The organism is Hymenobacter sp. CRA2 (assembly GCF_002007105.1).
GTDB lineage: Bacteria > Bacteroidota > Bacteroidia > Cytophagales > Hymenobacteraceae > Solirubrum.
On record NZ_MVBC01000007.1, the window covers coordinates 22,515 to 35,871 of the forward strand.

Here is a 13,357-nt window from a genome sequence, read left to right on the forward strand (position 1 = left end):
TCTGCCCATGTAAGATTCTATGCGACGCATCAAACTGATCGAAGTTCGGTCCGAACTCGGCGCTGGCACCCGTGGGGCCAGCCTGGGCATCGATGCCCTCAAAGTGGCCTGCCTGAACAAAGGCTCCGACTATTTCCGCCGCTTCAATTCCGTGGCAGTACCCGACCAAAACCAGGTGCTGTTCGACAAAAACCACTTCCCCTACGCCAAGCACATCGACTCCATCTACAACGTGCTCAAGGGCATCAGCAGCACGGTGGAGCAGACGCTGCGCTTCGGGGAGTTTCCGCTGGTGTTGGCCGGCGACCACAGCAACGCCGCGGGCACCATTGCCGGCATCAAGGCCGCGTACCCGCACAAGACCCTGGGTGTCGTCTGGATCGATGCCCACGCCGACATCCACTCACCCTACACCACGCCTTCGGGCAACGTGCACGGCATGCCCTTGGCCATGGCCCTCGGGGCCGACCACCGCGAGCTGCAGCACAACCAGGTGGAGCCGGAAACCGAATTTTTCTGGCGCAAAATCAAGAACCTCGGCGAAGAAGGCCCCAAAATCACCCCCGACCACCTGGTGTACGTGGTCGTGCGCGACACCGAACCGGAAGAGGACGCCATTATTGCCCGCAACGGCATCCGCAACTTCAAGCTCGACGAGTTCCGCGCCAAAGGCGCCCGGCAGATAGCCCGCGAGATTTACGAGCAGCTGCGCTTCTGCGACCTAGTGTACATCTCCTTCGACGTGGACTCCCTGGATTCGCGCTTCAGCAAGGGCACCGGCACGCCCGTGGAACTGGGTCTCGACGTGGGCGAAGCCATGGCCCTGTGCCGCTATCTGCTCGAAAATGACCGGGTGGTATGCTTCGAAATGGTGGAAATCAACCCCACGCTCGACTCGGAAAACACCATGGCCGCCAACGCCTTCGACATCCTGGAAGTGGCCACCGACGCCATTCAGGAGCGGCTGCGGCTGGATACGGTGACGGGGCGCTGAACGACGTGCCACAAACCGGTAGCATTCGGGCTGGTCAATGAAAAAGAATAATTCATGGCATGAATAATGCAAAAGCGGCGAAACCCGGTACATTCGTGATAATCAGTCACGTTTGGGCTGGGTTTCGCCGCTTGCGCTATGAAAACCGTTGTTCTGCCGACTGCCTTCTTTTGTCTTGCCCTCGCCGCTGCCTGTACCAAGCCAACGGCCCGCGCCGCCGCTCCCAGCATCACGGCCGTGGTGCAGGATTCGGTAACGGGCACCGTGGCTTACCGCGAACGGATTGGCCTGCCGCCCAACGCAGTGCTGACCGTGCAGCTGCAGGACGTGACCAAGCAGGATGCCGCTGCTACTGTGGTGGCCGCTACTACGGTGCCCACCAACGGTCGGCAGGTGCCACTGCCCTTCAGCCTGCGCTACGATACGCTGCGTATCGACCGCACCAACACCTACGCCGTGCAGGCCCGCATCGAGGCCGATGGCAAGCTGCTGTTCACCAACGACGCGGCTTATCCCGTCATCACGCGCGGCAACCCCAAGCGGGTGCAGATGACCGTGCGCCGGGCCACGGAATAGCGCAAAAGCGCTTCGCTCCATCCAGTTAGTGCCTGGGCCAGGCTGGCTTGGTATAGGCCGGCCAAAAAGTCCCCGGGAGGTGGCGCAAGCAGCATTTTGCGGGAGGGTAGAGGGCTGCAATCGTCCACAAAATCCGTCGAATCCGAAAAATCCGCCGAATCCGTGATTAGCTTTGCGCCCGTGAAACCGCTGCCTTTCTTCGTTTTGATGCCTGGGGTGCGGTCGTTTCGGAGCCGAAGCGAGCGACGAATGTAGCGTAAGCCTGCCGCCGACGCAGCAACGGGTGTTGCCGCGGGCGAGGTTTACGCTGGAGTCTGCTTTTGTCTCTTAAGCCCATTGTTTTTTCAGCGCGGCCGGCCGGTAGCCCGCCGCTTCGGTATAAAATCCGCACCTCGTGCAACAACTCGAACAAGACCTCAAAGCGGCCCTCAGTGCCGCCATTCAGCAAGTTTTCGGCGCGGCCGTGGCGCCGGAGCAGCTTACCATTCAGCCCACGCGCAAGGATTTTGCCGGCACCTTCACGCTGGTAACCTTCCCGCTGACCAAGCCCCTGGGCAAAGGCCCCGAGCAGATCGGGCAGGCCTTGGGCGAGTGGCTGACGGCCAATGAACCGCGCGTGAGCGGCTTCAACGTGGTGAAAGGCTTCCTGAACCTGGAAATTGCTGACGCCGAGTGGCTACGGCTGCTTAGCGAGCTGCGTAGCCAGGACATTACCGCGCCGGTGCAAACCGGCGGTCCGCAGAACGTGGTGGTGGAGTATTCCTCGCCCAACACCAACAAGCCCCTGCACCTAGGCCACCTGCGCAACAACTTCCTGGGCTACTCGGTGGCCGAAATCCTGAAGGCTACGGGCGCCACCGTCACCAAGGCCAACCTGGTAAACGACCGCGGCATCCACATCTGCAAGTCGATGCTGGCCTACCAGGAGTATGGGCACGGCGAAACGCCGGAGTCGGCGGGCATCAAGGGTGACCACCTCATCGGCAAGTACTACGTGCTGTTTGAGAAACACTACCGTGAGCAAATCAAGCAGCTGGAGGCCGAGGGCGTATCGAACGAAGTAGCTAAACGCGAAGCCCCGCTGATGCGCCACGCCCAGGACATGCTCCGTGACTGGGAAGCCGGCGATGAGCAGGTGGTGAGCCTGTGGCGGCAGATGAACGGGTGGGTATACGAGGGCTTCAACGACACCTACCAGCGCATCGGCGTGGATTTCGACAAGTTCTACTACGAGTCGGAAACCTACCTGCTGGGCAAGGAGCGCGTGGAAGAGGGCCTGCAGAAGGGCGTGTTCTTCCGCAAGGAGGACGGCTCAGTGTGGGTGGACCTCACCGACGAGGGGCTCGACCAGAAGCTGCTGCTGCGCGCCGACGGCACCTCCGTGTACATGACCCAGGACCTGGGCACGGCCGAGCTGAAGTACCAGGACTTCGGCTACGACTCCTCGGTCTACGTCATTGCCGACGAGCAGAACTACCACATGCAGGTGCTCAAGCTCGTGCTCAAAAAGCTGGGCAAGCCCTACGCCGACGCCATTTACCACCTCAGCTACGGCATGGTAGACCTGCCCTCGGGCAAGATGAAGTCGCGCGAAGGCACGGTGGTGGATGCCGACGAGCTGGTGGAAGAAGTGAAGGAAGCCGCCAAGGAAGCCACCCTGGCCAAGGGCAAGACCGAGGGCCTGAGCGACGAGGAGCTGGATCAGCTCTACCACAAGCTGGGCCTGGGCGCGCTCAAGTACTACCTGCTAAAGGTGGACCCGAAAAAGCGCATGCTCTTCGACCCGAATGAGTCGGTGCAGCTGCACGGCGACACCGGGCCGTTCATTCAGTACACCCACGCACGCATTGCGCAGCTCCGGCGCAAGGCGGCCGAAATGGGTATTCAGCCCGAGCTCAACGCCGATATATCTGAGCTGCACGAAACCGAACGCGACGTGGTGCAGGCTCTGGCCAGCTACCCCACGGCTGTGGCCGAGGCCGCTAAGGCTTACTCGCCAGCTGTTATTGCCCAATACGCCTACGACCTGGCCAAAACCTATAACCGCTTTTACACCGAAGTGCCGGTGCTGCCCGAGCCCGATGCGGCCAAGCGCAGCCTGCGCGTGGCCCTCTCGGCCCAGGTGGCCGACACGCTGCGGCAGAGCCTGAAGCTACTCGGCATCCAAGCGCCGGAGCGCATGTAATTGCTTACCCAGAACGCGCTTCGGCGCGTTCTGCTTTTTACCACCAGTCAGAGGGCCCGCCAAGAGGTGCCCTTTCTCAGATTCCGATGAACTCAATTGCAGTATACTGCGGCTCCAGCGCCGGCACCGACGAGCGGTACCGCCAGCACGCCGCCGAAGTAGGACAGACCTTTGCCCAGCGCGGCATCACGCTGGTGTACGGCGGCGGCAACGTGGGCCTGATGGGCGCCGTAGCCGACGCCACCGTGGACGCCGGCGGCCAGGCCATTGGGGTGATTCCCGGCTTCCTGAAGGACAAGGAAGTAGCCCACCTGGGCCTCACCACGCTGGAAGTGGTGGACAATATGCACCAGCGCAAGCTGCGCATGGCCGAGCTGGCCGAAGGCTTTATTGCCATGCCCGGCGGATTCGGTACTTTGGAAGAGCTCTTCGAGGTGCTGACCTGGGGCCAGCTGGGACTGCACCGCAAACCCATCGGCCTGCTGAACGTGGCCGGCTTTTACGACGCCCTGATTGCCTTGCTCGACCACATGACCCAGCAGGGCCTGCTGCGGGCCGAAAACCGCGGCCAGCTGCTGGTAGCCGACAACATCACCGACCTGCTTGCTCAGATGAACGCCTGGCAGCCGCTGAACGTGGAAAAGTGGCTCACGCCGCGCCGCACCTAAGCCCCACGCGGCCAAACAAACCATACCTGCTCCGGGTTAGCCTGCCGACCGGCGGTTGACCGTTCAACCCTCACCACCGTTAGTCATGAAAACACTTGTCCTCTACGCCGCGGCCGCGGCGCTGGCCGCTTGCGGCGCGCGCTCGGCCTCCGGCCCCAACGCCACTGCCGCCATGCCCGAAACCGAAACTGCCGTCCCCGCCGCCCGCGGCACCGTCTACGACTTCACCGTCAATGACATCAACGGCCAGCCCGTGAAGCTGAGCCAATACGCCGGCAAGAAGCTGCTCATCGTCAATACTGCCTCGGAGTGCGGCTACACCCCGCAGTACAAGGAGCTGGAGGAGCTCTACCGCAAGCACGGCGACCGGGTAACGGTGCTGGGCTTTCCGGCCAACAACTTCGGTGGGCAGGAGCCGGGCACCAACCAGCAGATTGCCACTTTCTGCGAGAAAAACTACGGCGTGACGTTCCCGCTCTTCTCGAAAGTATCGGTGCAGGGCGCCGACACCGCGCCGCTTTACCAGTTCCTCGGCAGCAAAGCGCAGAACGGCACCACCGACGACAAGCCCACCTGGAACTTCTGCAAGTACCTCATTAACGAGCAGGGACAGGTCGTCGCGTTTTACCCCTCGAAGGTGAAGCCCATGAGCGAGGAGCTGGTGGCCGCCATCATGAAATAACGAGGGCTGCCGCCAGCCATCCTGCAAGACATAGTAATGTCCGGGGCAAGACATACTGTTGTCTGACCCCGGACATTACTATGTCTTAAAAAAAGCCCGCCGTGGCCGTCGGCCCCCGCGCACCGGTCTGCGCCTGTTTTCTTTGCAGCTGTGACTACTTCCTCAACTCCTTCCGCCAAACCTAGCCTCGTCGGGGCTTGGGTTTCGGCTTTTCGGCCGCGCACGTTGCCGCTGGCCCTGGCCAGCATCCTGATGGGCGGCTTCCTGGCCGCCAGCCAGCACGAGTTCAACGGCGCCGTCATCGGCTTGGCCGCCCTGACCACCGTGCTGCTGCAGGTGCTCAGCAACCTGGCCAACGACTACGGCGACTCGCAGAACGGGGCCGACAGCGTGCACCGCGAGGGGCCGCAGCGGGCCGTGCAGAGCGGGACCATCAGCCCGGCCGCGATGAAGCAGGGCATGGTGGTATTCGGGGCCGCTTCGCTGGCCTCGGGCCTTGGGCTGCTGTGGGTGGCGCTGGGCTCGTCGGGGCTGTGGCTGTTTATGGGCTTTCTGCTGCTGGGGCTGGGCGCCATCTGGGCGGCCGTCAACTACACCGCTGGCGCCCGGCCCTACGGTTACGCCGGCCTCGGCGACGTGTCGGTGTTTCTGTTCTTCGGCCTGGTGGGCGTGTGCGGCAGCTACTTCCTGCAGACGCGCGAGCTGCCCTACGACGTATTGCTGCCGGCCATCAGCCTGGGCTGCTTCTCGGCGGCGGTGCTGAACGTGAACAACATCCGCGACATCCGCTCCGACGAACTTGCCGGCAAAATCACGGTGCCGGTGCGTCTCGGGCCACGCCGGGCCCGGCTGTATCACTGGCTGCTGCTGCTGCTGGGCATCGGGGCCGCCGTGACGTACGTGGTGCAGAACTACCATTCCGCATGGCAGTGGCTGTTTCTGGGGGCCGTGCCCTTGCTCGTTTTCAATGGCGTGCAGGTCTGGAAACGGCAGCAGTCCATGCAGCTCGACCCGCTGCTGAAGCAGATGGCCATGAGCACGCTGCTGTTCGTGCTGCTGTTCGGGGTGGGGCAGTTGCTGTAAAAAGACTTATAGCTAACCTGGCAGCTGCCGCCAATGTGCTGGCTCCCGCGTATTACGTGCTTCTGGAAAAGGGATATACGGTAAAATACGACCAGAAAACTGAGTGGTACACCGCGGAAAAAGACGGGGTAAAATTGGGTGCATATGACCCCATTCAGCTCTGCGGCATTGCTTACGTCTACGAAGCCAAGGGAAACGACTGGCGCGTTTCTGACGAGGCCATTGAAGCTTTTATGCAGCTGGAGCAGCCCAAAGAGCCGTTTTATCCTTACGATAGTATGGGGTAACTGCGGCCTACATACTTCTCAAAGGCTTCGTCTACCGCTACTTCGGGCCTAGTAGCTACGGTGATGCTACCTGGCTAGCCCTATTCGCCCAGCAGTTGGTAGCGGACTTCGTGCAACATATACACGGCAATGGCTCTTTCGCTGGGAAGCATGTCCAGTATTCACCCACGCTGTTTTCCTCCTGGGGTTCAAACTTGGCCTTGGTGTCGTACGGCGCATTGCCCAGCAACACGGTCTTGATAATCCAGTCTGGGAGCTCGTCCAACTTCTGCGCATCGTAGATAATGCAGATACCTGGTTGCGCCACCGTCGCACGGCTGCATCGCCGTTGGGCGTGCTCGCGTCAGGCACATGTAGGAGGGGGGATGATCGGAACGGCAGAAAAGATGAGCGACAGACGCCGTTAAGTCGGTTACCCCCGCAGCAGCACCCGGAACGTGGTGCCCCGGCCTTCCTTGCTTTCCACCTCCACGCGGCCGCCATGTGGCTGCACCAGGCGGTTCACCAGGAATAGCCCCACACCGGTGCCTTCGCCCGCGTGCGGGTGAAAGCGGCGAAACAGCTGAAACAGCTCGCTGCCGTGACGCTCGAGGTTCATGCCCAGACCATTGTCTTTCACCTCCAGTACCGGCTGCTCGCCCGCGGGGTACGTGCGTACGCAGATGCACGGGGAGCGGTCGGGGTGGCGGTACTTGACGGCGTTGCTGAGCAGGTTGAGCAGAATTGTGCGCAGGTTGCTGCGCACGTATTCCAGCTCCGGCAGAGCCGTGAAGTCGGTGTTGATGGTGGCATCAACTTCCTGAATCTGCGGGCGCAGGGTTTGCAGCACGTCCGCTGTGAGGTCGGCCAGGGCCACAGGCTCGGTGGTCTGCTCACCGGGACGGCGCGCTACCTGCACCACGGCCGCCAGATCGGTGATGGTGGTAGACAAGTCCTCTAGCGACTCATCCACGAGGTGCAGCAGTTGCGCTTCCTCGGGGTCGTTGAAGGTGGCTACGCGGCGCAACTCGTCGAAGAGGCCGCGCAGGTTGTTCACGGGCTGGCGCAAATCGTGCGAGGCGGCGTACACGAAGTTGTCTAGGTCGGCGTTGGTGCGGGCCAGTTGCTGATTAACGGCCTGTAGCTGCTGGTGATGCTGGGCCACGCGCTGGCGCCACTCATTTTTCTCGATGGCGTGCATCACCGTCTTGTACAGCAGTTCGTGGTCGAACTGCTGCTTGACCAGGTAGTCCAGGGCGCCGTTGTTGAGGGCCCGCACGGCCAGCGTTTCGCTGCCGCCCCCGGTTATCATCACCGCGCACAGGGTATCGGGTGGGGCCAGTTGCTTGAGGCCATCCAGCACTTCCAGGCCGTCGGTGTCGAGCAGGTTGTAGTCCAGCAGCACGCAGTCGGGGCGGTGCTGCCGAAACAGGGCGAAGCCCTCCTCGCCGGAGGAGGCTTCAAATATTTCGAAGGGCTGATAGTCGGCATGCTTGCGCAGGAAGCGCTTGTAGAGCATCCGGTCGTGCTCGTTATCGTCAACGAGTAAGATCTTCTTCACGCGGAAAACGAGGCCTAGCTAAGAGGAGGAAGTTCGGCGGTGTTGAGCCAGTAGCGTACCAGCAGTTGGGTTTTTTCCTCCAGTACGGAGTATTCGATGGGCTTGGTCAGGTAGCTGTTGGCCCCGAGCCGGTAGCACTCCTCGATGTCGCGCGAGTTGGTGGAGGTGCTGAAAATAATCACCGGAATCGACTGTAGCTGCGGATCCTTTTTCAGGATGCCGAGCACGGTGCGCCCGTCGGTGCCGGGCAGGTTCAGATCGAGCAGCACGAAAGCCGGCAATTCCTTCGGCCAGCCCGCGTGCTTGCCGTAACCCTGCAGGTACTCCAAGGCCTGGTCACCGTCTTCGCAGCGCAGCAGCGGGTTGGGCAGCGCCTGCTTGCGGAAGGCGCGGCCCAGTGCCGTGAAATCTTCCACGCTGTCTTCCACGACAAGGATAGGTTTGTGAACGGAGGGTATCACTCAGAGGTACTTTGAAAGAGAGAAGAAAAAAGTGGTGCCGGCGCCCGGCTGCGACTCTAACCACAGTTCCCCGTCGTGTCGTTCCACCATTTTGCGGGCAATGGACAAGCCCGCCCCGGTGCCGCCGCCGTACTTGTCCTGCGCGTGCAGGCGTTTGAAGATTTTGAACACCGCTTCGTGGTGCCGCGGGTCGATGCCAATGCCGTTGTCCTGTACGTAGAACACGTAGTAACTGGCCGGGTCGCCGGTGCCGCGCGGGCCGCGCACGGTGGGCGGCGCCATGCCTACCGTTACGAGCCGAACGGGCTTGTCGTTGTATTTTAGCGCGTTGGTAAGCAGGTTGTTGAACACCTCGCGCATGCGCACCTGGTCGAAGCGGAACGTGGGCAGCGTGTCGTGCACCGTCACGTGCACATTCAGTTGCTCGAAGCGTGGCTGCAGAATTTCCAGTACTTCGTCCAGCACCTCCCGTAGGGGCGCTTCCGTTACCACCAGCTCCTGCCGGCCCACGCGTGAGAGCTGCAGCAAGGACTCGATGAGCGCCTCCATGCGCTGGCTGAGGCGCACGAGGGTTTGCAGCTTCTGCGTGCCGTCGGCGTCGAGCTTGTCGGCGTAATCTTCCAGCAGGAAGATGGAGTAGTTATGAATGCCGCGCAGGGGCTCCTTCAGGTCGTGGGAGGCCACGTAGGCGAAGGAGTCCAGCTCGTCGTTGCTGCGCTCCAGCTCCGAGTTCAGCCGGCTCAGCGAGGCGGCGCGGGCCTGCAGTTCGTTGTAGATTTTCAGGCGCACGTCGGAGAGGTGCAGGCGAATTTCTTCGGCCGCCTCCAGCTCCATGGGCCGCCACGGGGCCGAGGTGCTGTCCACCGTCTGCTTCCAGGCCTCAAAGGACTTGCGCGGCGAGAGGTGCAGCACGCCGTTTTCCACCGACTCTACTTTCTGTTCGCGTCCGGCCCAGGTTACGGTCTGAATCAGCTCGGGGCGGAACCAGATGAGGTAGTCGCCGGGCTCCTGGGCCAGGGAAATGGCCAGGATGCCGCTGGCCACGCCGCGGATGGCAATGCCGGCGGGGTTGTGCCGCACGTAGGAATCGGTGTAGAACAGGTTGTCGGCCACGTTGGTGCGCAGCCAGTTGGTCAGCTCCTGAATCTGCGGCTTACTGGGCGTGGTGCCCAGCGTCACGATGTTTCCCTCGAAGCAGATGGCCACCCCGCCGCAGTCGAACACGTCGAGCACCGTGGGCTTGCGCTGGTAGAGGCCATCCATGAAGTTGCTGTGGCGGGCCACTTGCTCAAATAGCCGCACCTGCGTTTCGCGGATGTGCAGCTGGTAGGCGTAGTCTTCCTGCTGCAGCTTGGTTTTGAGCAGGGCCGAAAACGTCTTGCCGATGAACACGCACAGCTCGCGCAGCTCGTAGCTCAGCAGCCGCGGCGTGAGGTGGTGGCAGGTAATCAGGCCCCACAGCTGCCCATCGAGGATGAGCGAGACGGTGAGGGTGCCGGCCACGCCCATATTGCGCAGGTACTGCAGGTGAATCGGCGACACGCTGCGCAGCACCGAGTAGGTCATGTCGGGCGGGCGCTGCTTGGCCGGGTGCACCGCGGGCACCAGCGGCACCGGCACGTAATCCACGTCGGGGATAAAGCGCAGCCAGCTTTTCAGGTACATGGCCCGCGCCTGCTGCGGAATGTCGGTGGCCGGGTAATGCAGGCCGAAGAAGGGCTCCAGGTCGTCGCGCTTGGCTTCGGCCACCACCTCGCCGCTGGCGTCCGCAGCGAAACGGTACATCAGCACCCGGTCGTAGCCGCTGATTTCGCGGATCTGGTCGACGGTGAACTGGCAGAAGTCCTGCAGGCTGGTGGCGCTGAGCAGTTGCCCCAGCGCGGCGTTGAGCGAAGGCAGATCCAGGGCGTGCGTACCCTCGTGGGGCACGGGCTCACACTCCAGCCACAGCAGCCCGTCGGAGCGGTGCATAATGAGCTGGTAGAGCGGGTGGCCCGGCGCCGCGGCGAGCGGGGTGATCAGCAGCTTGTTGTTTTCGGTGAGCGAGGCCCAGCGCTGCGCTACGGCAGCGGCCGTGGGTGGGCCCAGTACCTCTTCCAGGCTGGCTCCGATCAGCTCCTGGGCTTCCTTGCCCAGAAAACTTTGCGTGTTGGCACTCGCGTGCGCTACACGCTGCGTCTGCTCGTCGAAGCACAGCAAAAAGCCGTGCGGCTGCACCAAGCCGGGGATATGGATAGGCTCCCGGTCGCAGTTGGTGAGAGTGACGGGCGCATTGATCAGGCTCTCGTCGGAGTACACTACCGTTGCTCGATCCACGCGTGTAGCTTTTGAAAGGTCAGGATGGCGGAGTGCACGATTTCCGCTTCGTTGTCGGTAGTGGCTTCGTCGGCTAGCAGCTGGCAAAAAGACTTCCACATCGGGCCGGTGCGCTCGGCGTAGCCCGTGAAGTAGTGGCGCGCGTCGATACCGGCTTTGGCCAGCTGGCGCGTAATCACCTGCCCGCCCAGCGTAGAGCCCTCCAGCACGTACATGGCGCCCAGCAGCTGCGCGCGGGTGCCGAGCGGAGGCATGTCGGAGCATACCGGCAGCGCTTCGGCGGTCGGCACATCGGCACGAATCAGCTGGGCGCGTTGCCGCTCGCTAGCCTGCCACGCCGGGGCCAAAGCGTGCTGGCGCAGCTGGGCTTCGTAGGGCAGTAAAAAGCCGTAGAGCTTGCCCAGAAAATGCTCGGTAGCAGCCCGCGAAACCGTGCCCGCAGTCAGCTCCTGATTGAAGTCGTTCTGCTCCAGCGCCTCATGATACGGGTGCGTGTCGCGGCGCAGGCGTTGCAGAATGGCGGGGCGTTCGAGGGCAATCGGCATAGGTGGCGCGACAGGTACGAAGGGTAAAGATAAAGCAAGCGAGCGAAGGATACCGGGCCGCAGCCAACAACCCCTTAATGTGCAGCGGGTGGTATTAGAAATGCACAACTACCGAATAAGTAAGCGGGGTTCGGCCGTAAGACTACGAAAAAAGCCCGGCCGCTAGCGGCCGGGCTTTGTGCAGGAACTGCGGTTGAGCGATTGTTATTCGCTGGTGGCGGTAGCTTCAGCGGCTACGCTGCTGCCTTCGGGCTTGGGGCCGCGGCCACTGCGGTTGCGGCCGCCGCGCTTGCGCCGGCGCTTGGCGGCTTCGTCGGTGCTGCCATCGACGCTCGGGGCTGCTTCGCCAGCGGGGCTCTCAGTTGTGGTCGATGCCGTGGCCTCGATGCCGCCGCTGGTAGCGCCTTCGGGCTTCGGCCCGCGGCGGCGCTTTTTGCGGCGCTTCTTCTGCTCGTCGGTTTCGCCTGCTACGGCGGGTGCCTCGGCTCCTTCGGCCACGGCTATGGCCGGTTTGGGGGCGCTGGATGCGGGGCGCTCCGGGCGGCTGCCGCTGCGGCCGCCACCGCCAAAGGGCGAGGACTTACCGCCCCGGCCGCCGGGCCCGCTGGCACCGCGGCCGCGGTATTTCTTCGGGTCGAATTCGGGCGAGGGGCCGATTTCCTCGGGCGTGGGCTTCTTTTCCAGCTCCCGCTCGATGAGCTTCTCGATCTTCACCACCGCATCCTGGTCGTGGTCCGAAACGAATGTAATGGCCATGCCGGAGGTGCCGGCGCGGGCCGTGCGGCCGATGCGGTGCACGTAGTCTTCCGCGTCGCGGGGCAGGTCGAAGTTCACCACGTGCGATAGTTCACTCACGTCGATGCCACGCGACATCACGTCGGTGGCTACCAGGATCTGGAACTGCTTGTTTTTGAAGTCGCGCATTACCTGCTCGCGCTCCTCCTGGGTGCGGTCGGAAGTGATGCCGCGCACGTTCAGGCCCTTTTTGCGCAAGGCTCGCTCGATGGGGCCCACGTTCATCTTGCGCGAGGTAAACAGAATCATGCTCTGCACGTCCAGCTCGCCGATGAGGTGCTCCAGCAAAGCCAGCTTCATGGTGTCGTACACCATGTACATCTGCTGGTTGATGTTTTCGGCCGGCTTCGACACGGCCAGGCGGATTTCCTCCGGCTCGTGCAGAATCTTCTTCGAAAACTCGCGTATCTTGTTCGGCATGGTGGCCGAGAAGAGCAGGGTCTGGCGCTTGGTGGGCAGATGGTTGACAATCTGGATAATGTCGTCCGAGAAGCCCATGTCCAGCATTTTGTCAGCCTCGTCGAGAATGAGGAAGTCGAGCTGGTCGAGCTTCACGTAGCCCAATTGCATGTGCGCAATCAGGCGGCCCGGCGTGGCAATGATGATATCGGCGCCCTGCGTGAGGGCGCGCTTCTGCTGCTCCCAGTTTTCGCTCTTGCCACCGCCGTAGATGGCAATGCTGCTGGCGCCCACGTGGTAGCCGAAGCCTTCCACCTGCTCGTCGATCTGCTTGGCCAGCTCGCGCGTGGGGCAGAGGATAAGGGCCGTGGTGTGGGCTGGTCGCTCGTAGGCGATGAAATCGAGGACCGGAAGAAGGTAGGCGGCGGTTTTGCCGGTGCCGGTCTGGGCGCAGGCAATGAGGTCTTTGCCGGCGAGGGCGGCCGGAATGGCCTGCTCCTGAATGGGGGAGGGCTTGGTGTAGCCCATGCCGTGTACCCCGTCGGCTACGTCGGGGTGCAGTTGGAAATCGTCGAACGTCAAGGGTTCAGCAAAATGGGTTGGAAAGATGGCTGACCTTTGGGTTCCTGGTCAGCAAACAGCAGCGTATTCTGGCTAAAGATACGCGAAATCAACAGGAGCCGGCGGGGTATGGTTCGCACGGGGTATAGCAAGCTGCTGATATTGTGGAATTAGAAGCTCATCGGCGCCCTGATGAGCTTGCTAATAGCCGATTTTTGCCTCGGCGGCAAAGTATTCACCGGGCCAAGTCGACTTAGCAAGGCAA

General features: G+C 62.3%; 12 protein-coding genes. 7 read left to right on the forward strand and 5 right to left on the reverse strand.

Going from position 1 to position 13,357, the window contains the following annotated elements; all coding sequences use genetic code 11:
* Positions 1-19: 19 nt before the first annotated feature.
* From B0919_RS12225 to B0919_RS12255, 7 genes are all read left to right on the forward strand, one after another.
* Positions 20-994, forward strand: a complete 975-nt coding sequence (locus tag B0919_RS12225; protein WP_078012549.1) for an arginase — start codon at positions 20-22, stop codon at positions 992-994.
* A 138-nt stretch (positions 995-1,132) separates the two neighbouring features.
* Entirely contained in the window at positions 1,133-1,570 is a 438-nt protein-coding gene (locus B0919_RS12230) for a YbaY family lipoprotein (protein ID WP_078012550.1), read from the forward strand.
* A 394-nt stretch (positions 1,571-1,964) separates the two neighbouring features.
* Positions 1,965-3,755: an arginine--tRNA ligase gene (gene argS / locus B0919_RS12235; protein WP_078012551.1), complete on the forward strand. Its 1,791-nt coding sequence runs from the start codon at positions 1,965-1,967 to the stop codon at positions 3,753-3,755.
* 86 nt (positions 3,756-3,841) lie between these two features.
* Positions 3,842-4,423, forward strand: coding sequence for a TIGR00730 family Rossman fold protein (locus B0919_RS12240; RefSeq protein ID WP_176133020.1), 582 nt, complete (start codon positions 3,842-3,844; stop codon positions 4,421-4,423).
* Positions 4,424-4,508: 85 nt separating this feature from the next.
* A complete protein-coding gene (locus B0919_RS12245; RefSeq protein WP_078012553.1) occupies positions 4,509-5,105 on the forward strand; it encodes a glutathione peroxidase in 597 nt (198 codons plus the stop codon).
* A 150-nt stretch (positions 5,106-5,255) separates the two neighbouring features.
* Positions 5,256-6,188, forward strand: coding sequence for a 1,4-dihydroxy-2-naphthoate polyprenyltransferase (locus B0919_RS12250; protein ID WP_078012554.1), 933 nt, complete (start codon positions 5,256-5,258; stop codon positions 6,186-6,188).
* A 35-nt stretch (positions 6,189-6,223) separates the two neighbouring features.
* Entirely contained in the window at positions 6,224-6,475 is a 252-nt protein-coding gene (locus B0919_RS12255; RefSeq protein WP_078012555.1) for a hypothetical protein, read from the forward strand.
* 412 nt (positions 6,476-6,887) lie between these two features.
* Here B0919_RS12255 and B0919_RS12260 read toward each other — a convergent pair whose 3' ends face one another.
* From B0919_RS12260 to B0919_RS12280, 5 genes are all read right to left on the reverse strand, one after another.
* Positions 6,888-8,015 carry a hybrid sensor histidine kinase/response regulator gene (locus B0919_RS12260; RefSeq protein WP_078012556.1) on the reverse strand — a complete coding sequence of 376 codons (1,128 nt, stop codon included), beginning with the start codon at positions 8,013-8,015 and terminating at the stop codon, positions 6,888-6,890.
* A 14-nt stretch (positions 8,016-8,029) separates the two neighbouring features.
* Positions 8,030-8,476, reverse strand: coding sequence for a response regulator (locus tag B0919_RS12265; RefSeq protein WP_078012557.1), 447 nt, complete (start codon positions 8,474-8,476; stop codon positions 8,030-8,032).
* Positions 8,477-10,792, reverse strand: coding sequence for an ATP-binding protein (locus B0919_RS12270; protein ID WP_176133021.1), 2,316 nt, complete (start codon positions 10,790-10,792; stop codon positions 8,477-8,479).
* Positions 10,774-11,337, reverse strand: a complete 564-nt coding sequence (locus B0919_RS12275; RefSeq protein ID WP_078012559.1) for a biliverdin-producing heme oxygenase — start codon at positions 11,335-11,337, stop codon at positions 10,774-10,776. Before B0919_RS12275 ends, B0919_RS12270 begins: the two co-directional genes overlap by 19 nt.
* A 204-nt stretch (positions 11,338-11,541) precedes the next feature.
* Positions 11,542-13,113, reverse strand: a complete 1,572-nt coding sequence (locus tag B0919_RS12280; RefSeq protein WP_317043894.1) for a DEAD/DEAH box helicase — start codon at positions 13,111-13,113, stop codon at positions 11,542-11,544.
* Positions 13,114-13,357: the final 244 nt, after the last annotated feature.

Bases quoted from the DNA above. Each gene is read 5' to 3' on its own strand.
- B0919_RS12225 (WP_078012549.1), top strand. From the start codon at position 20: ATGCGACGCATCAAACTGATCGAAGTTCGGTCCGAACTCGGCGCTGGC.
- B0919_RS12230 (WP_078012550.1), top strand. From the start codon at position 1,133: ATGAAAACCGTTGTTCTGCCGACTGCCTTCTTTTGTCTTGCCCTCGCC.
- B0919_RS12240 (WP_176133020.1), top strand. From the start codon at position 3,842: ATGAACTCAATTGCAGTATACTGCGGCTCCAGCGCCGGCACCGACGAG.
- B0919_RS12245 (WP_078012553.1), top strand. From the start codon at position 4,509: ATGAAAACACTTGTCCTCTACGCCGCGGCCGCGGCGCTGGCCGCTTGC.
- B0919_RS12275 (WP_078012559.1), bottom strand. From the start codon at position 11,337: ATGCCGATTGCCCTCGAACGCCCCGCCATTCTGCAACGCCTGCGCCGC.